The following is a 23,591-nucleotide window of genomic DNA, read 5'->3' on the forward strand; positions in this document are numbered from 1 at the left end:
ACAGGAGAGCCCGTTAAGGGCTCGCCTGTGGCCCAGCGGCCGCTCAGAGTTGGCTGGTGAACGTTCGGGAGATCACATCCTGCTGCTGCTCGCGGGTCAGCGCGTTAAAGCGGACCGCATAGCCAGAGACCCGAATCGTCAGATTCGGATACTGCTCCGGATGTTCTATCGCATCGAGCAGCTTTTCCCGGTTCAGCACATTGACGTTGAGATGCTGTCCCCCCTCCACCGTCTCCTCGTGATGGAAGTAGCCGTCCAGCAGCCCCACCAGGTTATTTTCCTGCGCCGACGGCGCTTTGCCGAGGGCCGCCGGCACGATGGAGAAGGTGTACGAGATGCCATCTTTGGCGTAGGTAAACGGCAGTTTCGCCACCGAGGTCAGCGACGCCACCGCCCCTTTGCGATCGCGGCCATGCATCGGATTGGCCCCCGGGGCGAACGGCGTCCCCGCCCGACGTCCGTCCGGCGTGTTGCCGGTTTTCTGCCCGTACACCACGTTGGAGGTGATGGTCAGGATCGACTGGGTCGGCACCGCCTGGCGCCAGGTGGGCAGCGCCTGAATTTTGCGCATAAAGCGCTCCACCAGGTCGCAGGCGATGGCATCGACGCGATCGTCGTTGTTGCCATACTGCGGATAATCCCCCTCAATGACAAAGTCCACCGCCAGCCCGTGATGATCGCGTACCGGCTTCACCCGGGCGTACTTTATTGCCGACAGCGAATCCGCCGCCACCGACAGGCCGGCGATGCCGCAGGCCATCGTGCGGTAAACGTCGCGGTCGTGGAGGGCCATCAGCGCCGCCTCGTAGCTGTATTTATCATGCATGCAGTGGATGATGTTCAGCGCGCTGATGTACTGCACCGCCAGCCAGTCCATAAAGTGGTCGAGGCTGGCCATCACGGTGTCGTAGTCCAGCACCTCATCGCGCAGCGGCGCGGTTTTCGGCCCCACCTGGATCTTCAGTTTCTCATCCATCCCGCCGTTAATTGCGTAGAGCAACGTTTTGGCCAAATTGGCGCGGGCGCCGAAGAACTGCATCTGCTTGCCGATGACCATCGGGCTGACGCAGCAGGCGATGGCGTAGTCGTCGCTGTGGAAATCGCTGCGCATCAGGTCGTCGTTCTCATACTGCAGCGACGAGGTGGCGATAGAGACCCGGGCGGCGTATTTTTTAAACGCCACCGGCAGCGCCTGCGACCAGAGCACGGTCAGGTTGGGCTCCGGCGCCGGGCCCATGGTGTGCAGGGTATGCAGATAGCGGAAGGTGGTTTTGCTGACCAGGGTGCGACCATCCAGCCCCATGCCGCCCAGCACTTCCGTCGCCCAGATGGGATCCCCGGAGAACAGCGAATCAAATTCCGGGGTGCGCAGGAAACGCACCATGCGGATCTTCATGATGAAGTGGTCAATCAGCTCCTGGGCCTGCTCCTCATTCAGTAAGCCGGCGCGCAGATCGCGTTCAATATAGATGTCGAGGAAGGTGGCCGTGCGCCCCAGCGACATGGCGCCGCCGTTCTGCGACTTCACTGCCGCCAGGTAGGCGAAGTAGAGCCACTGTACCGCCTCACGGGCAGTGCGCGCCGGGTGGGAAATATCGCAGCCGTAGCGGGCCGCCATCTCCTCCATCTGCAGCAGCGCGCGCCGCTGTTCGGCCAGCTCTTCGCGCAGGCGCAGGGTGGCCTCCAGCGCCTCGCCGCGCTCCAGGGCTGGCTGCAGGTCGGCAAACTGCAGCTCACGTTCGCGGACCAGAAAGCGAATGCCGTACAGCGCCACGCGGCGGTAATCGCCGATGATCCGTCCGCGACCGTAGCCGTCCGGCAGCCCGGTCAGCACCCCGGATTTACGGCAGCGCAGCATATCCGGGGAATAGACGTCAAAAACGCCCTGATTGTGGGTCTTGCGCAGCGCCGTAAACTGATACTCAAAGTCAGGATCCATTTCGCGACCATAGGCCTCGAAGGCGCTTTTGATCATATTGATGCCGCCAAAGGGATGCAGAGCGCGCTTCAGCGGCTGGTCCGTTTGCAGGCCGACGATCTTTTCCAGCGGCTGGTTGATATAGCCCGCCGCGTGGGCGGTGATGGAGGTAGCGACATTGGTGTCGAAATCCACCGGCGCATGGGTGGCGTTCTCGACGCGGATCCCGGCCATCACTTGCTCCCAGAGGGCAGTGGTGGCCGGCGTCGCGTCGGCGAGGAAAGACTCATCGCCCTCGTAAGGGGTGTAGTTATGCTGAATAAAGTCGCGAACGTTAATCTGCGTTTGCCACGCCGTACCGCGAAAGCCCTGCCAGGCGTCGGCGTATTGTGCGTCGTGGGTGTCGATATCTACTTTCATGAACATCGTCTCTCTACAGAATAAAAAAATCAGGCCAGCGCCGCCGCGGTGTGGATCCGGCCTAAGCGGATCGCATCGAGGGCAATCATGCGCTCTTCATTGGTGGGGATAACCGCACAGCGCACCCGGCTGCCGTCGGCGGAGATCAGACGCTCACCGTCCGAATTGGGCTGCTGGTTGCGGGCGGCGTCCATCTCAAGGCCAAAGACCGCCAGCCGCTCGCTTACCAGCCGGCGGATTAGCACCGAGTTTTCGCCAATCCCGCCGGTAAAAATAATGCCGTCGAGACGCTGCAGCGCGGCGGCGTGGCCGGCGATATGGCGGGCGATGCGATGGACGAAGGTTTTGATCGCCAGGCGGGCGCGGGCATGGCCCTCATGCCAGGCCTGCTCCAGCACCCGCAGGTCGGAGGAAAGGCCGGAGATCCCCAGCAGGCCGGAGGCGGTGTTGGCCACCCGCTCCAGGTCACTGAGGGTCTGCCGGGTTTCCGCGGCAATCCACGCCATGGCGCCGAAGTCGACATCGCCGCTGCGGGTGCCCATCATCAGCCCCTCCAGCGGCGTCATCCCCATCGAGGTGTCTACGCTGCGGCCGTTGCGCACTGCGCAGACCGAGGCGCCATTGCCCAGGTGGGCGATCACCAGACCACTCTCCTGCTCCGGCAACCCGAGCAGCGCCAGGGCGCGCCGGGAGACATAGCGGTGCGAGGTGCCGTGGAAGCCATAGCGGCGCACCCCGAGGTTCTGGTAATACTCCCACGGCAGACCATAGAGAAAGGCTTCCGGGGCCAGGGTCTGGTGAAAGCTGGTATCAAAGACCGCCACCTGCATCACCTCCGGGAACAGCCGCTGCGCCGAGGCGATGCCGCTGAGGCTGGCGTAGTTATGCAGGGGGGCCAGGGACGACACCTGGCGAATATTGTCGATAACCTCCTCGCTGATAATGACCGACTCGGTGAAGAGGTCGCCGCCGTGGGCGACGCGGTGGCCAATCAGGGCCACGCTGCCGATGAGGTCGCGTTGGGCTAATGCCCCGGCAATCGCCTGGAGGGCGCCTTCGTAGCCGCGCGGCGCCAGCGCCACCGGTTTGCCGCCGTTAAGCGAGAGAGACGCCTGGTCTGCGTTGATGCCCTCGGCCACGCCGTTGAGCAGGCAGTCGCAGCTGGCGGCGTCCAGCACGGAAAATTTGATCGACGACGAGCCGCAGTTGATCACCAGAACTACCGGAAATTCAGTCATGTTGTACTCCGCGTGGCCTGAGCCGGATTAGAACAGTTTGTAAACGATGTTGAGGATGGTCAGCAGACCAATAGCGGTCACAAAGAGGTTGTCGAGACGGCCACGGTATTTGGCCAGCGAAGGCGCTTTACGAATGGCGTACATCGGCAGCAGACACAGCAGCGAGGCGATAATCGGCGCGCCCATGGCCTCAATCAGGTCGAGGATATTGGGGTTGGCATACGCCACCACCCAGGTCGAGCCCATGATGAACACCATGCTCAGGGTATTGAGCTTGCCGCTGGAGACGCGGGTTTTATCCCCTTTATAGCCGAAGCGCAGGATCAGCCCGTTCAGCCCCTCGAGGGTGCCGAGATAGTGGCCGAAGAACGATTTGAAGATGGCCACCAGGGCGATAATCGACGCGCCATATTCCAGCAGGGTGGCAAAGGTGGATTTAGTGCCCGACATCGAGGCAAAGTGATTCGCCAGATAGGAGAGCACCGGGATATTCTGCGCCTTGGCGTCCGCCATGTTCTGCGGCGAGAGGGTAAACAGGCAGCTGAAGGCGAAGAACATCACCACCGCCACCATCAGCATGCTGGCCCGGGAGATAATCTGCGAACATTTTTGTTCGGTGTACTCCCGGCCAAACTGCGCTTCATACTCTTCGCGTTTGGAGACCACAAACGAGGAGACGATCGGCGAGAAGTTGAAGGAGAACACCATAATGGAGATGCCCAGCCATACTGTCACCAGAATGCCGTCATGACCGGTTAAGGCGATATCGCTGAGGTTCACCTGGTCAATCACCGCGCTATTCCAGTAAGGGATCAGAGACAGGGAGATCACCACCAGGCTGGCGATAAACGGCCACACCAGATAGCTCATCACCTTGACCATCAGGTCTTTACCAAACCAGATGACAAACGCCATCAGCAGCAGCAGGAGCAGCGCCACCACCCCGCGGTTGAGGGCCGGCATCTGTAGCTGGTTCTCCCAGAAGGTCATGAAGGTATTGGTGATCGTGACGCCATAAATCCACAGCAGCGGGCAGATGGCGAAGAAGTACAGAAAGGTGATCACCACCCCGCCGGTTTTGCCAAAATGCTCTTCCACCGTTTCGGTGATATTGCCGGAGGGGTTAGCCCCCGACAGGCACAGCCGCGCCAGCGCCCGATGGCAATAGAAGGCAATGGGATAGGCCAGCACCAGCATCACCAGGATCGGGATCAGCCCGCCGAAGCCGGCGCGGATGGGGAAAAACAGTACCCCGGCGCCGATAGCGGTGCCAAACAGGCCCAGGGTCCAGGTGGTGTCAGATTTACGCCAGGACGAAAGGCTTGTCTGGCTGGATGCAATGCTCTCAGTCGTACTCATATCCTGTCCTCACTACTGTATTGAATTAAGCGTCAACAAAACCCGTAATTTGCGAGACCCGCGAGAGATCGATATTGCCGCCGGAAATCAGGCTGACCGTTTTGCGGTTCTGGATATAGCTGTCTAATTTGCCGCTTAATAACGCGGCGCAGGCCAAGGCCCCGGCCCCTTCGGTGATCACTTTATTGCGCTGAATTAAGGCGACCATGCTCTGGCGAATGTCGTCCTCACTGACGAGGACGATGTCATCCACCAGCTGGCGGGCGATTTCATAGGTCAGTTTCCCCGGGCGGGCGACATCGCAGCCATCGGCTAAAGTGCCGGCGTGGCGATGGCTGGTGATCTCTCCGGCGTACCAGGAGGCGGCCATACCGTGAACATTCTCCGACTGCACGCCGATAATACGGATCGTCGGGTTAATGGATTTAATCGCAATCGCGATGCCGGCAATTAAGCCACCGCCGCCAATCGGCACGATGACATTATCCACGTCATACAGATCTTCTAATATTTCGAGACCGATGGTGCCCTGCCCGGCAATAACCTGCGGGTCGTCATAGGGGGGAATAAAAATACGGCCTTCAAGTTCAACAATATCGCTGGCTTTGGCGAGGGTATCGTTAAAATTATCGCCATGCAGCACCACCTCCGCCGAATAATCGCAGGTGGCGGCGACTTTCGATTTCGGCGCCCCTTTCGGCATCACCACTTTCCCGTCAATGCCGAGCATGGCGCAGGAGAGCGAGACGCCCTGGGCGTGGTTGCCCGCTGAGCAGGCCACCACCCCTTTGCGTTTTTCCGCCGCGGTTAACCCGCTGAGCTTATTAAAGGCGCCGCGAATTTTAAATGAGCCCGTGCGCTGCATATTTTCGAATTTAAGAAATATTTCCCCCTTGCAGCGTTCGCTAAAATAATTCGAGCGCGGCATACCCGTTTTATATATCTTTCCTGCCAGGCGTTGTTTCGCTTCGAGAATATCGTTAATCGATACCGGAAGATCGTAGGTAATATGCATGATGGCCTCTGTTTCTTAAGATAAAGTCAATAACCGGGCGTCATCCTGCTGATAACAGCGAGGATGGGTGTTGGGTTATTTAATAACTATCAGTCAGGCAATTTCTATTGGCTGCCAGTGGCGGTTGCCCTGCCCCGATGAATACTGTTTCGCCATCTCCACCAGCGACGCCGCCGCGGTTTTCAGCCGGTAATTTTTCGACCACACCGCCGCATAGCGCGCCACCGGCAAGGCCTCTTTAATGGGGATGGTGACAAACTGGCTCGAGCCGAACGGCGTGGTCATGTCGCAGGGAATGACCGTCAGAAAATCGGCATTGAGCACCAGGTTATAGATCGTCACCACCGAATCGGTATTGACGATATTTTCGCGGCGGATGCCGCTGCGCTGCAGGGTGGTCAGCAGTTCGCTGTAGTAACCCATATTGGTCTCCGGCAGCACCCACTGCTCGTGCTGGAGCGAGGCCAGGCGGACGGTGCCGTTGCCGATCCGCGCCCGGTTCGCCACCAACACAAACTCAGACTCAAACAGCGGCTCGACGTGCAGGTCCTGCAGCTTCATCTCATCGCTCAGCGTCCCGATGGCGAAGTCGAGGCGGCCGTCGCGGATTGCCGGCAAAAAGGCGGAGAGCTGCGCCTCATACATTGAGACCCGCGCCTTGGGGAAGGTCATTTTGAACTGATGCACCATCTCCGACATAAAGGTAAACCCCACCAGCGAGGGGAAACCAAAGGAGACATCCACTACCGTGCTGTTGGTCAGGGCATTCATTTCATTGACCATATTTTTCATTTCACGGGTGATTGTCTCTGACCAGTTAAGAAATACCTGCCCGGCCTCGGTGAGCGAGACGCCGGTATTTCGCCGAACGATTAACTCGCTGCCAAAATAGCTTTCCATGTCGCCAATGATTTTACTGACCGCCGGCTGAGTGAGTCCTAACGCTTTTGCTCCAGCCCCGATTGACCCGCTGCGGATCACTTCCTGGAAAACCACCAGATGCTGAGTTTTAGGCAGAGAAAAAGTATTCATCACGTCTCGCTTTCATTCCTTTGTTGACGGCGGAAAGTGTAACAAATCGCGATCACCGGGTTATGTGAGAGCTCTCACAAAGGCTCCGCCGCGGCGGATGAGCAAGAGTCACAAGTCAGAATAAATAAATTAAAATCAATACATTAAAAGCATCATGAACGCTATTTGCACGTCTTTTGCCGTGCCCGAATGCGGGGATAAAAATAATTGATGGCAATAACATCGACGGCAAAATGGCGATAAAAAATACGCCTTTTGCACGCTATTTGACCAACACTGTCAGGGTGAAAAGAAAGCCGAAAATTAAATTAATGCTGTAAAGAATAAAAAGCAGACGTAATCAACGCCCTTATTTAGCGACAAGTCGGTTTGGCATCACATTTTATCTGCGGCGAGCGGGAAAAGGGCACAGGCAATATTTACATCAAAGAAACATTATATTCACAATCTGGTTTTTCTTGTGCGGCGGACGGTGCGGCTTTTTCCGCCCTATCGCAGGCGGTCATACTTTGATTAAAATCAACCCTGGTAATTTATCTTTTACGGTGGCCGCTTGAGAGTCATTTGTGTTGCCGATCACAAATCCATAAAACAACCTTCCGGCTTTTCTTCCACCGCAACTGATTAACCAGCTTTTCACTATGCAAATGCAAATAACGTATTTGCCCTCCCCGCAGGCGCTCTGTAGTTTGAGCCAGGATCCCGGCGCTACTTTATCCGGGTCAGGACTTTATTATTCAGAGTGTTGAATTCCACCATGATTAAATTAACGCATCTTTGCAAAACCTATCCAGGCAGCGCCCAGCCGGCCATTCGCGACCTCAGTCTGGATATTGATCATGGCGAATTCTGCACCTTCGTCGGCCCGAGCGGCTGCGGAAAAACGACTATCCTGCGCATGATTAACCAGTTGGATATTCCCGACAGCGGCGACGTCTATATTCAGGGCGTCCGCCTCGCTGACGCTGATATTATCCAGGTCCGCCGCCAGATCGGCTTCGTGATGCAAAGCGCCGCGCTCTTTCCCCATCGTACCGTGGCGCAAAATATCGCCACCGTACCGCGGCTGGCGGGCTGGAGCAAAGCGCGGATCCGCGCGCGCATTGACGAACTGGTGGCGCTGATGTCGCTCGACAGCCATCTGCTGCACCGCTATCCGCATCAGCTCTCCGGCGGCCAGCAGGGACGCGTAGCCATCGCCCGCGCCATCGCCGCCGATCCGCCGATTTTACTGATGGATGAGCCCTTCGCCGCCATCGACCCGGTGGTCCGTGAACGCCTCCAGGACGAGCTGTTGCTGTTGCAGCAGCGGCTGCAGAAAACCATTGTACTGGTGACCCACGACATCAATGAAGCGATCCGTCTCGGCGATAAAATCGCCATTTTCCAGGAAGGCGGCTTGCTGGCGCAGTTTGATACCCCCGACCGTATTCTGGCCCACCCGGCAAGCGAGTTCGTGCGCCGCTTTATTGGTCCGGAACCCAATCTGAAGCGGCTGGGCATGATACAGGTCGGCCAGCTGCCGCGTCACGATGTCCCCCTGCTCGACGAAGCGCTAACGCCGATCGCCAGCGCCCATCCACCGCTGGCCAGCCCGCTGCGCCTGGTGCTTGACCGCCAGCGACGCCCGCTGCACTGGTTTGATCCGCTGCGGGGTCTCACCCTGCCGGTGGAGCGCCCGCTCGCCAGCAGCCACAGCCTGCGTTTTGCCTATAGCGCGCTGCTCGACGTGGCGACCGGCGTGCTGGTGCATGTGGATGGCGAAGGACAATACCAGGGGGCGGTGTCTCACGCCCTGCTGCAGCAAGTGCTCGACGGCGCGGTGGGAGTGAGACCTCATGATTGACTGGGGCTGGGTTATCGATAACCGCGCGATGATCGGCGATCTCCTCTGGCAGCATGCGCGGATGGTCCTGCTGGCGCTACTTTTCGGCTCCCTGCTCACCGGCGGCCTGTTAGCCATTACCCTGCGCTGGCCCGCGACGGCGCAGCCGCTCATCACCCTTTGCGGCGTGCTGTTTACCATTCCCTCGCTGGCGCTATTTATTTTATTGCTGCCGTTTACCGGGCTGTCGCTGACTACCTCGCTGATTGGCCTGACGCTGTACTCGTTGCTGATCCTGTTGCGCAACATGCTGGCCGGCATAGAAAAGCTGCCACAGGCGGCGCTGGAGTCGGCGCGGGCGCTCGGCTACACCCGGGGATTCCGCTTCTTCGATATCGAGCTGTGGCTGCTGCTGCCCTCCTTGTTTGCCGGGCTGCGCATTGCCTCGGTAACGCTGGTCGGCCTGGTCACCGTCACCGCGCTGATCGGCCAGGGCGGGCTGGGACAGCTGCTGCTGGCGGGTTTTAATCAGGACTTTCTGACGCCGATTATCGTCAGCCTGGTCCTGAGCCTGCTGCTGTCGCTGGTCTTTGACGGGCTGATCGCCCGTCTCGGCGACTGGCTAACGCCGTGGACGAAATGATGACACTGCTTCTCGCCACCTTTCACTGGTTGACCCAGCCGGAGCACTGGCTGGGCGACGAGGGCATCCTGCTGCGCCTGGGCCAACACCTTTATTACGTGCTGGTCAGCATGGCCGTGGCCTGCGCCATTGCCCTGCCGCTTGGTATCGCCCTGGGCTACTGGCGCAAAGGCGCCTTCGTGGTGATCAACCTGTTTAATCTTGGCCGCGCCATCCCTTCGTTAGGGCTGATTTTATTATGCATCATCGTTTTTGGCTTTAACGATATCCCGGTGCTGGCGGCGCTTATCGCGCTTTCTATTCCGCCGATTCTCACTAACACCTGGGTGGGGATTTATCACGCCGACCGCCCGCTGTGCGATGCGGCCATCGCGCTGGGCATGACCCCCTGGCAAAGCCTGTGGCAGGTGCGGATCCCGCTGGCGGCGCCGCTGATCCTCGCCGGGGTGCGCACCGCGCTGGTTCAGCTTATCGCCACGGCGGTGGTCGCAGCCTATGCCGGTCTGGGCGGGTTGGGACGATTTCTGATCGACGGACTCGGGCAACGGGATATCCCGCAGGTGATCGGCGGCTCGCTGGTGGTTTCCCTGCTGGCGATAGGCGGCGAACTGCTTTTCGCCCTCTGCGCCGGCCGCCTGGTTCATCGCCGTATTGCCGCGCCTTATTAGCGTGACACTGACATGACCCCAGCGCCTGGCGCTGATTAACCTGAAAATAAAAGAGGTATTATGAAGCAATTATTTGGCAAGGCCGTCACCGCCCGTCGATTTCGTCTCTCGTTGCTGGCCGCCGGGCTGTTCAGCCTGAGCGTTTACACCTATGCCGCCAGCGTCACGGTGGGCGGGGCCAACTTTACCGAAAGTTCCATTCTCGCCAACATCTACGCCAGCGCGCTAAAGAAAAATCATATCGAGGCCAACACCCGTCTCAACCTCGGCAACCGGGAAATTATTATTCCGGCGCTGCAGAGCGGTGAGATCGATATCGTTCCGGAATATCTTGGCGCCCTGCTCAATTTCTATAACGGCAAAACCGAGGCCACCAGCCAGCAGGACGTCAGCGCTGAGTTGGCTCAGGTCCTGCCTGCCAATTTCACTCTGTTGAACCCGGCCCCGGCCACCTCGATCACCGCCTGGGCGGTACGTGCCGAGACCGCGGAGAAATACCATCTGCGCACCCTCTCCGACCTGAAGCCCATCGCCCCGCAGCTGGTGATCGGCGGACCGCCGGAGCTGGCGGTACGCGCCCTGGGCCTGCCGGGGCTGAAACGCGTCTATGGTCTTGAGTTCAAAGCAGTGAAATCGCTGGACATGGGCGGGCCGCTGACCCGGCTGGCGCTCAATTCGGGCAAAATCGACGTCGCGACGGTCGTCTCCACCCAGGGCAATCTGGCGAAGGAGAAATGGGTGGTTCTGGAAGATAATAAACATGAGCAACCGAGTCAGAACGTGGTGCCGCTGGTGCGCAAAGCCAGTCTGACGCCGGAGATCGGCGCCGTGCTCAATGAAGTCTCAGGCAAACTGGACAATGCCACACTGATTGCCCTCAACCAGCAGGTAGATCTTCAGCATAAAGATCCAGCGGCCGTCGCCGAACAGTGGGTGAATGCCAACCTATCCCAACACTGACCTTCACTCCGCCACGGATGGCGTTCAGCCGCGAGTCCACGCTATGTCTACCCGACACATGATCCTGAACCTGTTCTTTTATAACCCACAGGGGGATTACCGTTTCTCCTGGCGTCACCCTGACGCGCCTGAAGCGGACATATTTACCCTCAACTATTACGCCAGTCTGGCGCGCAAGGCCGAAGCGGCGACCCTCGACGCTATCTTTGTCGCCGACCATATCGCGGTGTGGGATACGGTGCCCAGCGGCCTGACCCACTACGCCAACGCCCGGCTTGAACCCCTGACGCTGCTCTCCGCCCTCGCCGCGGTGACGGAGCATATCGGCCTGATGGCCACCGCGTCCACTTCCTATAACGAACCCTATAACCTGGCTCGCTACTTTGCCTCGCTGGATTTCCTCAGCAATGGCCGGGCAAGCTGGAATGTGGTCACGTCGTGGCTGGAAGAAGAAGCAGCAAACTTCGGTCTGGAGCAGCTTCCCCGCCACGGCACGCGCTACCAGCGGGCCAATGAATTCATCGACGTGGTCACTCGCCTGTGGGATTCCTGGGAAGATGGCGCGGCGATCTTCGATAAAGCGCGCGGATTATTTGCCGATGCCGACAAGGTGCATCATCTCGAGTATCAGGGCGAGTACTTTCGCGTGCGCGGCCCGCTCAACGTCCCTCGCCCGCCGCAGGGCCATCCACTGCTGGTGCAGGCCGGCTCTTCGGAAGCAGGGAAAGCGCTGGCCGCCGCCTGGTCCGATATGCACTTCGTGTTTATTCACTCGATCGCCGAGGGGCTGGCCTATCGCGAAGAGATGAATCAGCGGCTGCGCCAGCACGGGCGCGATCCGGCCCATTTCAAAATCATCGCCGGGGTCCTGCCGGTGGTGGTGAACTCCGACGAGGAGAAGGCGGCCCGCCAGCAGCTTAACGAACAGCTGATGAGCGACCAGATGGCTATCGATCTGCTCTCCTCTTATCTTCGAATGGATCTCAGCGCCCTGCCGAGGGAGCAGCCCCTGCCGCCGCTCCCTGATGAAGAGAGCTTTGACGGCATCCGTACCGCGCTGAAGCTTATCCGCCAGTACGATCCGCGGCTCACTCTGCTGGAGTTGGGGAAGTTGTTATTACAGAGTTCTGATAGCTGGCTGCTGCTGGGCAGCGCCGAGGAGATTGCCGCCACCTTAACGGAGACCTGGCAGGCGGGCGCCGCCGATGGGTTCAACCTGATGTTCCCGCTGCTGCCGGGAGACTTTGACCGCTTTGTTGACCAGGTGGTGCCGCTTCTGCAGCGTAACGGCGTCATGCGTGACCGCTATCCGCCCGGCACCCTGCGTGAAAAGCTCGGTCTGCCGGCGGTGGCAAACCGCTTCACCGCCCCTTCCCGCCCCGCGTTACCGCCGACGCCGTAGTCTGCCATGACCCGCCCCGGCGCAGATCGCTGGCCGGGGCATTTTACCTATAGCTGGCTGACTCCCTGCGCCGCGGCCTCATCCCGCCACGCCAGCAGCGGAGCATAGGCCTCCCGCGACATATCGCTATAGCCGCAGATCAGCAAGGCGTCGCACAGGGAACGATAGCGCGCATCGCTCACTAACTGCTGGAGCGCCTCGCGCAGGCTGTTCAGCGTCGAAGCCGGGGTGGCGCTGGCAGTGATCAGCGGCAGCCCTGGCGCGTCCGGGCTCCAGCCGATCGCCACCAGTCCTGCCAGGGCCTGCGGCTGATGTCGCTGCAGCAGAGCGTAGGTCACACAGTCGATGGCGGCGATATCGGCGTTTTCCTGCTGCAGCTCGCGCAGCGATTGCCGATGGCTGCCGCTAAACACCACAGCCGAAAAAAATCGCCCCTCCCGCGAGAGCGGCGCGACCATTTTGCGCAGCACGTTGTAGCCGGACTGCGAGTGCTCGGCATTGCACACGGCCCGGCGGCCAAAAAAGTCCGCCAGCATCCGGTGACTATCCGCTTCGCGGACCACCAGCAGGCTGCGGTAGCGGCGCCCTTCGCAACCGGGCGCGGCGTAGTGGAAGCAGCCCACCGTCTGCACCTCCGGCAGCTGGGTCACCAGCGGATAGCCACAGGTCTGACTCAGCAACAGCCTCGGCTGGCGCCAGTGGGCCAGCAGATCCTCGGGGTCATCCGCCGGCGGGTCCCCCGCCACCATCACGCCGCGTTCGGCCAGCAGCGACTGTACCGCCTGCCACAGAGCCTGGGTTTGTTGACGGTGGATGGCATACATCGGAAAGGTCATGCGTTCAGCCATGTTCTCCTCCCGCCTGCTCGCCAAAGCCCGGATGGGCGTTCACCGCCACCGCCCGGCGGCTAAAATGGCGTCGCCACTCACCGTACCCACGCACCAGGAACCCCTGATTACGCTGCAGATAGGCCGTCTGGCGATGCAGATACAGCTGACGTAAAGCGTACCAGGGAACCCCTGGCAGGTCATGATGCACCGCATGGTAGTTGAGATTGAGGAACAGCACTCGCCAGGGGAGCCCGGCCTCGTTGATCACCGAGCGGGCCAGCGGGTCATCCGCGGCCCGGTGTTCGAGAAAAGAGCGCACTTTGGTCAGGGCCAGCGCCGGGTAGCTCACCGCCAGCACAAACCACAGCGGGGAAAAACCCTGCGCCGCCATCCAGGCCAGCAGGCCCGTCAGCAGCAACAGATGCAGGCTCCACATGGCGATGGCGCGGTGGTCGCCCTCGCGGAAAGCCCGCAGCGCGCTGCGCAGGGTGTGAACGATATCCATCAGCGGCGCCAGCAGCAGACGCCCCCAGAAGGTATTGCGCAGGTGGATAAGGCGGCGTTGCCAGGCTGAGAAGCGCTGCCAGCTTTCCGCGGTCACGTAGTACGATTCGGGATCATCCTCGGGGTGCGTCAGCAGATGGTTGCGATGGTGCGCCAGATGGCTGTCGCGATAGACGCCATAGGGATACCAGACCGCCAGCGGCAGCGTCCCCAGCAGCTGGTTAAACCATGCCAGCCGGGTGGGATGCCCATGGATCAGCTCATGCTGTAAGGACATATACCAGGCGGTAAACCAGATCAGCAGCAGCGTGGCCGGAAACAGGCCCAGCGTCCGCCAGCCCGCCACGCAGGCAAACCAGCCGCCGTAAACCGTCACCAACAGCAGCCAGGTCGGCAGCTCGCTGCGCCACAGCCAGCTGCGCGCCAGCTGGCGGATCAGGATGCGCTGTTGGTCATCCACATAGACAGCCGTCTTCTTTTCCGTCACTTCCGATACCTTGCCGTGTTGCCTCATTCCCTCCGAAGATGTGAGATAACACGTTAAATAACAAAGTATTTAATTTACTTAGCTTTGCCAAAAAGCGCGTTTGTATTGAGCACGGCAAAAAATACCGTCCATGGCGCAACAGGCTGGCGGCGTTTAAACAGATCCATTGCCCGGCGGCGCTGCGCTTGCCGGGCCTACGGGATGATCCCCACCCCCGCTCCATCCAGGCCGGTGCAGGCGCAGCCCCGCCGGACAAAAACAGTAGAGTCGCTTTTGTGCCGGGCGGCGACGGCACCTTGCCCGGCCTACGATCCGTGCGACCTGTCGTTAATTAATTCACCATTCTTGTTGAAACTCGCTGTTGGCAGCCTCGACACCGCTGTAACTTTACCGCCAGGTCGAGGACACTTAAGGGCTCCATAGCCTTATCCATCTTCGCGTCGAGGTTAGTTGTAGCGCATCAAAGAAACTACTCCCCTTCCCGCTCTGCTGGCGTCCAGGCCGGCAGAGTCTGGAAGGTGTGCAACAGCCCCTCGGACCACGCCTTGCGGATGCGGTTGAAGTAGGGATCGCTGTCGGTGATGCGATGCTGCCCGGCGCTGCTCAGGCTGCCGCTGCGGTAGAGCAGCGTATCCAGCGGCAGGCCAACGGACAGATTACTGCGCAGCGTCGAGTCAATGGAGATCAAGGCGCAGCACATCGCCTGCTCCAGCGGCGTATCGATGGTCAGCACCCGATCGATGATCGGCTTGCCGTACTTGCTTTCGCCAATCTGGAAATAAGGCGTGTCGCGGGTGGCTTCAATAAAGTTGCCCTCCGGATAAATATGGAACAGACGATGGGTTTCGCCGGCGATCTGGCCGCCAAGCAACAGGTTGCAGTTGAAGTTGGTGTTACTGCAGTTTTGCTGGTTGCTGCTGTCGCGCTGGATCACCTCCAGCAGCGTTTTACCGATCAGCATTGCGGCGTCGTAGAGGGAAGTCACCTGCATCAGGTTCGGCTCCTGCTGGGTACGGATCCGCGCGCTGAGCAGGCTTATCACGCTCTGGGTGGTGGCCAGGTTGCCGGCGGATTGCAGCACCAGCACCCGTTCCCCTTCCTGATGGAAAACGTGCAGCTTTTTAAAAGTGGCAATATGGTCGACGCCCGCGTTGGTGCGGGAGTCGGAAGCAAACACCAGTCCATCCGCCAGGCACATGGCCACACAGTAGGTCATTGCGGTTATTCCCGTATTATTGCTGCTGCGCCTGCTGGCTGTGTTCGCGCACTTCAGCGTTGGTTAACATAATCTCCCCGCCGCCGCCCAGCCGGGTGCCCCGTACCGGGCAGGCGTCGAGATAATCCAGTCCGGTCGCCAGCCGCAGATGCTGATTCAGGCGACGGGTATTATTGGTGATATCAAACGACAGCCAACGGCCGTCGAGCCACACTTCCGCCCAGGCATGCATCGCGACATGCTGGGCGTTATCGCTGTAGACATAGCCGCTGACGTAGCGCGCCGGGATCTCCAGCGCCCGGCAGCAGGCGAGAAAAACATGGGTATGATCCTGGCACACGCCCTTCGCCCGGGCGAAGGCGTCGGCAGCGGAGTCCTGGACCTGGGTCGCGCCGGGGGAGTATGGCATTCTTAACAGCAGATCCGCCATCAGTTGATTCAAACTCTCTTCCGCCGCATCGGGACGATAGAGGCGCTGCGCGAACTCACGGATCGCCGTATCGGCGCGGGTCAGCGGCGTACTGCGCAGAAAAACCAGCGGCGACAGCAGCTCGGCCTCTTCATCACACGTCTCTTCCCCCTCGTCGGCGATATCGACAATCCCGCTGGCGCGGATGGTGATCTCTTTATGCGGGTTATCCAGCGTCAGCACATGCAGCACATTACCCCAGCCGTCGGTCGTGGTCACCGCCGCGCCGTCCGGCAGGGTCAGCGTCCAGGCGGTGATCGTCTGCCGTCCGGTGCTGCGCGGGGTCAGGCGCAGATACTGGGTGGAAAACTTCACTTCTTCATCGTAGCCATAGCGGGTGAGATGATCGATGACCAGTTTCATAAGGCCTCCAGATAGGTTTGTCTGATGCTGTCGGACAGGGCGTTAATTCTCGCCAGCAGTCCGTTAAGCGTGGTCTGCAGGTCCGCCTGCGCCAGGTCGTCACGGGTGCTGAAGCGCAGGTCAACGTTGAGCTGATGGGCGAGGCGCAGCGGCTGATAAGAGCGATCGTTGGCGATCTTCTCCAGTTCGCCCACCAGGTCGGCAATGCTGGCGCGCAGCGAACGTGGAATATCGTTACGCAGGATCAGCAGCTCCATCACCGTTTCGCGACTGACCGGCTGGCGGTAGAGGCTGTTGTAAGCTTCGCGGGCGCTGACCGCATTGAGCAGGGTATCCAGCCGGTAGTATTCGCGCACCGGGTCCGGATCGTTGGTCAGCTGTTGATCCTTAATCAGCAGCAGCTGGGTGGTGGCGAACGCGCGCTCGATCAGCGTGCCGATACCGATAAAACTCAGGGCGTCGTTGCGCAGCAGCGTGCCTATCACCGCTCCGCGAAACAGATGCACCCGCTCTTTCACCCACTCGAAAAAACCGTCGCTCCCCAGTTCGCCCAGCCCCTGCTGGCGGAGGGTCCGCAGTTCGATGCGGGTGGCATTGATGCTCTCCCACACTTCGGCCGACAGACTGCCGCGCACCGCGTGCGCGTTGTTCCACGCCATCTCCACGCAGCTGTAAATACTGCAGGGGTTGTTGCCATCGAGGGCAAAAAAGTTGAGCAGATTGCTCATGGTAAAGCGGGCATGGCGCGCCTGAAACAGCTCGTGGGTCATCGACAAATTCAGCGGTAGCGCCAGATCCCGCGACTGCTGGCTGTGGCGGGGGATCATTGATAATTTCCAGGTCACGTCCAGCACCCGGGCGTAGCTCTCCGCCCGCTCAAGGTAGCGGGCCATCCAGAACAGTTCACTCGCCGTACGACTTAGCATGATGTGTCATCCTCCATCACCCAGGTATCCTTGGTTCCGCCGCCCTGCGACGAGTTGACCACCAGCGACCCTTCGGTCAGCGCCACGCGGGTCAGGCCGCCGGGCACCAGGCGCATCTCCTGTCCGGAAAGCACATAGGGGCGTAAATCGATATGCCGTGGCGACAGCCCTTCATCAACGAAGGTTGGGCAGGTCGACAGCGCAAGGGTGTCCTGGGCGATATAGTTGGCCGGATTGGCAAGCAGGCGCTGGCGGAAGGCCTCCCGCTCCTCTTTGGTGGAACGCGGGCCGACCAACATGCCGTAGCCCCCGGCGCCATGGACCTCCTTGACCACCATCAGCTCCAGATTGCTCAGCACGTAGCGCAGGTCCTCCGCTTTCCGACACTGCCAGGTGGGGATATTGCTGAGGATCGGCTGTTCGCCGAGGTAAAAGCGGATCATCTCCGGGACGTACGGATAGATCGATTTGTCGTCAGCCACCCCGGTGCCGATGGCGTTGGCCAGCACTACGCCGCCGGCGCGATAGACGGACAGTAGCCCCGGGACGCCGAGCATCGAATCGGCGCGGAAGGCCAGCGGGTCGAGCCAGGCGTCGTCGATGCGGCGATAAATCACATCCACCCGCCGCGGCCCCTCGGTGGTGCGCATATACACCGCGCCGTTTTTAATAAACAGATCGGCGCTTTCCACCAGCTCGACCCCCATCTGCTGCGCCAGGAAGCTGTGCTCGAAGTAGGCGCTGTTGAAGCGACCCGGGGTCATCACCACGACGCAGGGATCATCCACCAGCGAACTTTCGCGCAGGGTCTGCAGGAGGTAGCTCGGGTAGCGCTCCACCGGCGCAATGTGATGCTGCTCGAACATCTCCGGATAGAGGCGCATCATCATCTTACGGTTTTCGAGCATGTAGGAGACGCCGGACGGCGTGCGCAGATTATCCTCCAGCACGTAATACTGACCGTCGTTATTGCGCACCATATCGACGCCGGTGATATGGGCATAGGTGTTGTTTGGCAGGTTGATGCCCTTCATGCACGGCTGATACTGCTCGTTGGCCAGCACCTGTTCGGCCGGGATCAGCCCCGCACGCAGGATATTCTGCTCATGATAGATGTCATAGAGAAAAGCGTTCAGCGCTTTCACCCGCTGGCGTATACCGCGGTCAATGCGCTGCCACTCCCCGGCGGGTATGATCCGCGGCACGCTATCAAACGGGATCAGCCGCTCGGTTCCCTCATCCTCGCCGTACACGTTAAAGGTGATGCCGATACGGTGAAAAAGCAGTTCCGCTTGCGCTTTTTTCTGCCGGATAGAGAATTGATCGGTGTTGCGAAACCATTGCCACCAGGCATTATAGTGCGGCCGCTGCTCACCCTGGGCGGTCAGCATCTCGTCATAATAATGCCCGTCAGGAAGCGTTATTTTTATCATGGCCGTCTCCTCCGGTTGTACTCACTTTGTGGTAATCCCGATAAGAGATAAGCATTAATTATGCCAGGTCATCCGCCGCCGCGGCGTTGTGCAAATCGGTTCTGACCCGCCGTCTGGTTGTGCAAAAAATCGCCACAATGGCCGCCTGCGCCCGGCTGCGGTTGCACCGTCGTGAGGCAGGGCGACGATTTTTGCGCCATGGTGGACGCCAGCGCCGTCAGCCAGTGTGCCGCAGGCCGGGCCTCACAGCCCTTCTCGATCCGCTGGTATTCGCCTCCAGCGCGCCGTGGCCAGTAGCCCGGGCGCCTTGGCTTGCCGGTAAGCCTAATCGCGTTGCCGGCGGTTGTAGCAGAAAACCAGGCAGGTAAATCCTCTGTTTTCGCGCAAAATGTTACCCCTGACACGCGTAGCGGCAGATATTCGTCTAAGGTTTTTGGATGGCCAAACGTCGTGGCCCGCAGTCGATAATGATAAGGAGAACTCCCCATGACGAGTACTGATGCACATCGTCCCGCTGCTTTGCCCTGTTCCCTGCGCCTGGCGATCGGCGGCGCCCTGCTCGCCCTGATGAGCCTGAATGTCCAGGCGGAAGACGGCAAAACCGCGCCGCCACCCTCGCCGGATATTCTGCTGGGCCCGTTGTTTAATGATGTCCAGAGCGCAAAGCTCTTTGCCGATCAAAAAACCTTCGCCGACGCGATCCCTAACAGCGATCCGCTGATGATCCTTGCCGATTACCGGATGCAAAAAAACCAGGCCAGCTTCGATCTGCGTCACTTCGTTGAGCTGAACTTCACGCTGCCGAAAGAGAACGACGCCTATGTGCCGCCCAAAGGGCAAACCCTGCGTCAGCATATCGACGGCCTGTGGCCGGTCCTGACCCGCAGCACCGTCGAGGTGGAAAAGTGGGACTCGCTTCTGCCGCTGCCTAAGCCCTACGTGGTCCCCGGAGGACGCTTTCGCGAAGTCTATTACTGGGACAGCTATTTCACCATGCTGGGTCTTGCCGAAAGCGGTCACTGGGATAAAGTCGAAGATATGGTCGCCAACTTCGCTGCGGAAATTGACACCTGGGGCCATATCCCCAACGGTAACCGCACCTATTACCTCAGCCGTTCGCAGCCCCCCTTCTTCTCCTTTATGGTAAGCCTGCTGGCGACGCACGATGGCGACCAGGTGCTGAAAACCTACCAGCCGCAGCTGGAGAAAGAGTATCGCTACTGGATGGCCGGGGCGGACGCGCTGGCACCCGGCAGCGCCGACAAACGGGCAGTGCGGATGGCGGATGGTGCGCTGCTCAACCGCTACTGGGACGATAACGACACCCCACGTCCCGAGTCCTGGCTTGACGACGTCAAAACCGCCAAAAGCAACCCGAATCGTCCGGCCACCGAGATCTATCGCGACCTGCGCTCCGCCGCCGCTTCCGGCTGGGATTTCAGCTCCCGCTGGATGGACAATCCGCAGCAGCTCGCCACCATTCGCACCACCTCGATTATCCCGGTCGATCTCAATGCCCTGATGTTCCATCTGGAGAAAACCCTCGCCCGCGCCAGTAAAGCAGCGGGGGACAGCGCCGGCGCTACCCGGTACGACGCGCTGGCCAACGCCCGCCAGCAGGCTATCGAGAAATACCTGTGGAATGAAAAAGAGGGGTGGTACGCCGATTACGATCTGAAAACCCACAAGGTGCGCAATCAGCTGACCGCCGCGGCGCTGTTCCCGCTGTACGTCAATGCCGCGTCGCGCGAGCGAGCGACGAAAGTGGCGGCCGCCGCCGAGTCGCGGCTGCTCAAACCCGGCGGGCTGACCACCACCACCGTCAACAGCGGCCAGCAGTGGGACGCCCCCAACGGCTGGGCGCCGCTGCAGTGGGTGGCCGTCGAGGGGCTGCAAAACTATGGTCAGCAGAAGATCGCCATGGAGGTCACCTGGCGCTTCCTGACCAACGTGCAGCATACCTATGACAGCAAGCAAAAGCTGGTGGAGAAGTATGACGTAAGCTCAACCGGCACCGGGGGCGGCGGTGGGGAATATCCACTGCAGGACGGCTTTGGCTGGACCAACGGCGTCACCCTTAAGATGCTGGATCTGATCTGCCCGCAGGAGAAACCCTGCGATGCGCTGCCTGCTACCCGTCCGGCGACAACGCCTTCACCGCAGGACAAACCTGTTGCGGCGCCCGCGGCTAACGACCCCGCCCCTGCGGAACCGCAAAAGACCGGCTCCTGACGCTTTGCCGCCCCCTACCAAAATCGGTAGGGGGAAGCGGTCTCCCTGGTCACTACCGTCCCGCGCAGGCCCATTCTGCGGCTCGCGGGAAACCCTTCTCCATCCCCTCGCGCTGAACAGATCACCTTTTCGCTTGATCGCATAAATACAAACAATAATAATTCGCATTACTTTTTAACGAATAATGACAGATTCGTTTTTCCCGCGGCGGCGTACAGGAGTACCAAACCGCGCAGGTTCAGGATGATCTTATGAACGTGGCTATTTCTCGCAAACGCCCGGGGCTGCTGTACGCCCTCGCGGTCGCACTTCCCTTCACCGCGCAGGCCGAAGAGACGGTGGTGGTGACGGCCAGCCCGCCGGCATCCGCCAGCGCGCCGACTGAGGGCTATAGCGCCAGCACCTCGCTCGGGGCGACGAAAACCGACCAGCCGTTAATCACCACCGCCCAGTCGGTGTCGGTTGTCACCCGCCAGCAGATGGCGGATCAGGGGGCGAATACCATCAGCCAGGCGCTGGAATATACCCCGGGGGTCTACTCCAGCTTCGGCGGTGGCGCCACCCGGTTTGACGCTATCTCCCTGCGCGGCTACCACGGCGGCGACGTCGATAACCTGTTCCTCGACGGCATGCGTCTGATGAGCGACGGCGGCAGCCATAACGTGGTGCAGATCGACCCGTGGTTTATCGAACGCGTCGATGTGATCCGCGGCCCCTCCTCCGCGCTCTACGGGCAGAGCGTGCCGGGCGGCGTGGTCAACCTGACCTCCAAGCGCCCGCAGTTCAGTCAGCAGGGCCACGTCCGCCTGACTGGCGGGACGCAAAATACCAAAGGCGCGGCCTTCGATTACACCGACGCCATCAATGAGCAGTGGGCATGGCGGCTGATCGGTATGACCCGCAGCAGCGACACGCAGTATGACCATACCCGCGAAGAGCGCTACGCCATTTCACCTTCCCTGCTGTGGCAGCCGGACAGCGATACCTCGCTGCTGCTACGCGCCTATCTGCAAAAAGATCCTTCCGGTGGCTATCATGGCTCTTTGCCGCTGGACGGCACCCGCTACGCGCACAATGGCCGTAAGCTCTCCACCAGCACCAACGAGGGCGATCCGGGAGATGGCTATCAGCGCCGCCAGCAGATCTACAGCTATGAGTTTGACCACCAGTTCACCGACGTCTGGTCGGTCTATTCCGCGGGAAGCTACACCCACACCAACGTCTCCCTCGATCAGGTCTACCAGGTCGGCTGGATAGATGACAGCGACATGCTGGCTCGCGGCTACAGCGGCTCGCGCGGTTCGCTGGACGGCTGGTCAACCGATAACCGCCTGCGCGCCGATTTCAATACTGGCGATCTGGCGCATACCCTGATCCTCGGCGCTGAATACCATCGCTTCCGCAACGATCTGTGGACCGGCGCCGGCGGCGCGGCGCCCCTTAACCCGTTTACCGGCTATACCACCCAGACCGGGCATACCGTGACCTACAGCGATGATAATAATCGCCGTTATTACCAGACCGGGCTGTATCTGCAGGATGAGATGGTCTGGGACCGCTGGCATGTGGATGTTTCCGCCCGCTATGACCGTATCGTTTCCCAGCAGGTCAGCGATACCCTGGGCACCTCAAACCGCCGTTCAGACGACCATATCAGCGGCCGCGCCTCGCTGTTGTACGCCCTGGACAACGGTCTTTCGCCCTACCTGAGCTACAGCCAGGCGATTACCCCGGCGATGCTGCCCGGCGCTGACGGCAAACCGTTGAAACCGACCACCGCCGAACAGGTCGAAGCCGGCCTGAAGTTCCAGCCGCCGGGCAGCAGCGACCTCTATAGCATCGCGATTTACGATCTGATGCAAAAGGATGTCGCCACCCGCGACCCCAACATCGCCACCGCCACCTATATTCCGGCGGGTAAGGTCCATTCCCAGGGGGTTGAGCTGGAAGCGCACCACCAGATCACCCCGCAGCTGAGCACCCTCGCCTCGTATACCTGGAATCGTCTGCGCTTCCAGGACACTAAGGACGGTACCGACAACAACACGCCGCAGCTGACCCCGGATCAGATGGCCTCCTTCTGGGCGCGCTATCAGTTTCCGGCGGGGATCTCGCTGGGCGCCGGCGTCCGCTACATTGGTAAACAGTGGGCGGATGATGCCAACACCGCGCGGCTGCCGTCGGTCACGCTGATGGACGCCATGATGCGGGCTGACCTCGGCGTCTGGTCGCCGGGGCTGAAAGGCGCTTATGTGCAGGTCAACGCCAACAATATCGGCAATCGTGAATACGTTTCCGGCTGCTACGGCACCGGCAACTGCTACTGGGGAGCAGAGCGCAGCGTCATGGCCACCGTGGGCTACGACTTTTAACTGACAGCGTAAAGATAAGCCTCCGCCCGTGACGGCGGGGGCTTTCGTTAACAGGTGACGTCACGCTTTGATGGCTAATATTGACTTAAAGATGCCAGGCCATTATTTCACTTGCCCCCCGATGATGAGAGGACTTAATATGCTGGCGAAAACAGGTTAGGACGCTCACAAGGAATAAAAGTGAACCCTGTCATTAGCTATCTCACCAATTTACATCCGTTATCATTTATGGGTTACCATATATTATCCACCACAGTGATATATATTCTGGTAAATATA

The 23,591-nt window shown here is 60.1% G+C and carries 19 protein-coding genes; 8 read left to right on the forward strand and 11 right to left on the reverse strand.

The annotated features are described in order from the left end of the window. Positions 1-43: 43 nt before the first annotated feature. The 5 genes from pflB to tdcA all read right to left on the reverse strand — a co-directional run bounded on the left by pflB (position 44) and on the right by tdcA (position 6,982). Positions 44-2,338 carry a formate C-acetyltransferase gene (gene pflB, locus KHQ24_RS16825; protein WP_017899864.1) on the reverse strand — a complete coding sequence of 765 codons (2,295 nt, stop codon included), beginning with the start codon at positions 2,336-2,338 and terminating at the stop codon, positions 44-46. A 29-nt stretch (positions 2,339-2,367) separates the two neighbouring features. Next, positions 2,368-3,576 carry a propionate kinase gene (tdcD, locus tag KHQ24_RS16830; protein ID WP_017899865.1) on the reverse strand — a complete coding sequence of 403 codons (1,209 nt, stop codon included), beginning with the start codon at positions 3,574-3,576 and terminating at the stop codon, positions 2,368-2,370. 27 nt (positions 3,577-3,603) lie between these two features. Next, a complete protein-coding gene (gene tdcC / locus KHQ24_RS16835; RefSeq protein WP_004203264.1) occupies positions 3,604-4,935 on the reverse strand; it encodes a threonine/serine transporter TdcC in 1,332 nt (443 codons plus the stop codon). Between the two features lie 25 nt (positions 4,936-4,960). Beyond that, entirely contained in the window at positions 4,961-5,950 is a 990-nt protein-coding gene (gene tdcB, locus KHQ24_RS16840) for a bifunctional threonine ammonia-lyase/L-serine ammonia-lyase TdcB (RefSeq protein ID WP_004203265.1), read from the reverse strand. A 93-nt stretch (positions 5,951-6,043) separates the two neighbouring features. After that, entirely contained in the window at positions 6,044-6,982 is a 939-nt protein-coding gene (tdcA, locus tag KHQ24_RS16845) for a transcriptional regulator TdcA (RefSeq protein ID WP_004203266.1), read from the reverse strand. 176 nt (positions 6,983-7,158) lie between these two features. On the opposite strand from tdcA, the gene KHQ24_RS16850 reads away from it, so the two are divergent. The 6 genes from KHQ24_RS16850 to KHQ24_RS16875 all read left to right on the forward strand — a co-directional run bounded on the left by KHQ24_RS16850 (position 7,159) and on the right by KHQ24_RS16875 (position 12,480). Next, positions 7,159-7,302: a hypothetical protein gene (locus tag KHQ24_RS16850; protein ID WP_043520518.1), complete on the forward strand. Its 144-nt coding sequence runs from the start codon at positions 7,159-7,161 to the stop codon at positions 7,300-7,302. A gap of 437 nt (positions 7,303-7,739) precedes the next feature. Beyond that, positions 7,740-8,828 carry an ABC transporter ATP-binding protein gene (locus tag KHQ24_RS16855; protein ID WP_065904538.1) on the forward strand — a complete coding sequence of 363 codons (1,089 nt, stop codon included), beginning with the start codon at positions 7,740-7,742 and terminating at the stop codon, positions 8,826-8,828. Further along, entirely contained in the window at positions 8,821-9,450 is a 630-nt protein-coding gene (locus KHQ24_RS16860) for an ABC transporter permease (RefSeq protein WP_004203268.1), read from the forward strand. Before KHQ24_RS16855 ends, KHQ24_RS16860 begins: the two co-directional genes overlap by 8 nt. Next, entirely contained in the window at positions 9,450-10,118 is a 669-nt protein-coding gene (locus KHQ24_RS16865; RefSeq protein WP_211777383.1) for an ABC transporter permease, read from the forward strand. Before KHQ24_RS16860 ends, KHQ24_RS16865 begins: the two co-directional genes overlap by 1 nt. A gap of 60 nt (positions 10,119-10,178) precedes the next feature. Further along, entirely contained in the window at positions 10,179-11,078 is a 900-nt protein-coding gene (locus tag KHQ24_RS16870) for an ABC transporter substrate-binding protein (protein WP_114466107.1), read from the forward strand. 58 nt (positions 11,079-11,136) lie between these two features. Next, on the forward strand, positions 11,137-12,480 hold the full coding sequence (locus tag KHQ24_RS16875) for an NtaA/DmoA family FMN-dependent monooxygenase (protein WP_227665912.1): 1,344 nt from the start codon (positions 11,137-11,139) through the stop codon (positions 12,478-12,480). Between the two features lie 47 nt (positions 12,481-12,527). On the opposite strand, the gene KHQ24_RS16880 is transcribed toward KHQ24_RS16875, so the two are convergent. From KHQ24_RS16880 to KHQ24_RS16905, 6 genes are all read right to left on the reverse strand, one after another. Then, on the reverse strand, positions 12,528-13,328 hold the full coding sequence (locus KHQ24_RS16880) for a phosphate/phosphite/phosphonate ABC transporter substrate-binding protein (protein WP_004203279.1): 801 nt from the start codon (positions 13,326-13,328) through the stop codon (positions 12,528-12,530). Next, complete coding sequence (locus KHQ24_RS16885) at positions 13,321-14,301, reverse strand: fatty acid desaturase (RefSeq protein ID WP_043520523.1); 981 nt, start codon at positions 14,299-14,301, stop codon at positions 13,321-13,323. Before KHQ24_RS16885 ends, KHQ24_RS16880 begins: the two co-directional genes overlap by 8 nt. Before the next feature lie 469 nt (positions 14,302-14,770). Beyond that, positions 14,771-15,517, reverse strand: coding sequence for a proteasome-type protease (locus tag KHQ24_RS16890; protein WP_004203290.1), 747 nt, complete (start codon positions 15,515-15,517; stop codon positions 14,771-14,773). A gap of 16 nt (positions 15,518-15,533) precedes the next feature. Further along, a complete protein-coding gene (locus tag KHQ24_RS16895; protein WP_017900188.1) occupies positions 15,534-16,349 on the reverse strand; it encodes a transglutaminase family protein in 816 nt (271 codons plus the stop codon). Further along, positions 16,346-17,275: an alpha-E domain-containing protein gene (locus KHQ24_RS16900; protein ID WP_002910835.1), complete on the reverse strand. Its 930-nt coding sequence runs from the start codon at positions 17,273-17,275 to the stop codon at positions 16,346-16,348. The genes KHQ24_RS16895 and KHQ24_RS16900 overlap by 4 nt, the downstream gene beginning before the upstream one ends. Beyond that, entirely contained in the window at positions 17,269-18,708 is a 1,440-nt protein-coding gene (locus tag KHQ24_RS16905; protein ID WP_211777367.1) for a circularly permuted type 2 ATP-grasp protein, read from the reverse strand. Before KHQ24_RS16905 ends, KHQ24_RS16900 begins: the two co-directional genes overlap by 7 nt. 486 nt (positions 18,709-19,194) lie before the next feature. Here KHQ24_RS16905 and KHQ24_RS16910 point away from each other — a divergent pair, with 486 nt between their 5' ends. Both KHQ24_RS16910 and KHQ24_RS16915 read left to right on the forward strand, forming a co-directional pair. Beyond that, the gene (locus KHQ24_RS16910) at positions 19,195-20,940 is read left to right on the forward strand and encodes an alpha,alpha-trehalase (RefSeq protein ID WP_069734115.1); all 1,746 of its coding nucleotides are present in this window, start codon (positions 19,195-19,197) and stop codon (positions 20,938-20,940) included. A gap of 251 nt (positions 20,941-21,191) precedes the next feature. Further along, positions 21,192-23,312 carry a TonB-dependent siderophore receptor gene (locus KHQ24_RS16915; RefSeq protein WP_108433293.1) on the forward strand — a complete coding sequence of 707 codons (2,121 nt, stop codon included), beginning with the start codon at positions 21,192-21,194 and terminating at the stop codon, positions 23,310-23,312. Positions 23,313-23,591: the final 279 nt, after the last annotated feature.

This window comes from Klebsiella sp. 54 (assembly GCF_018223875.1).
Lineage (GTDB): Bacteria > Pseudomonadota > Gammaproteobacteria > Enterobacterales > Enterobacteriaceae > Klebsiella > Klebsiella quasipneumoniae.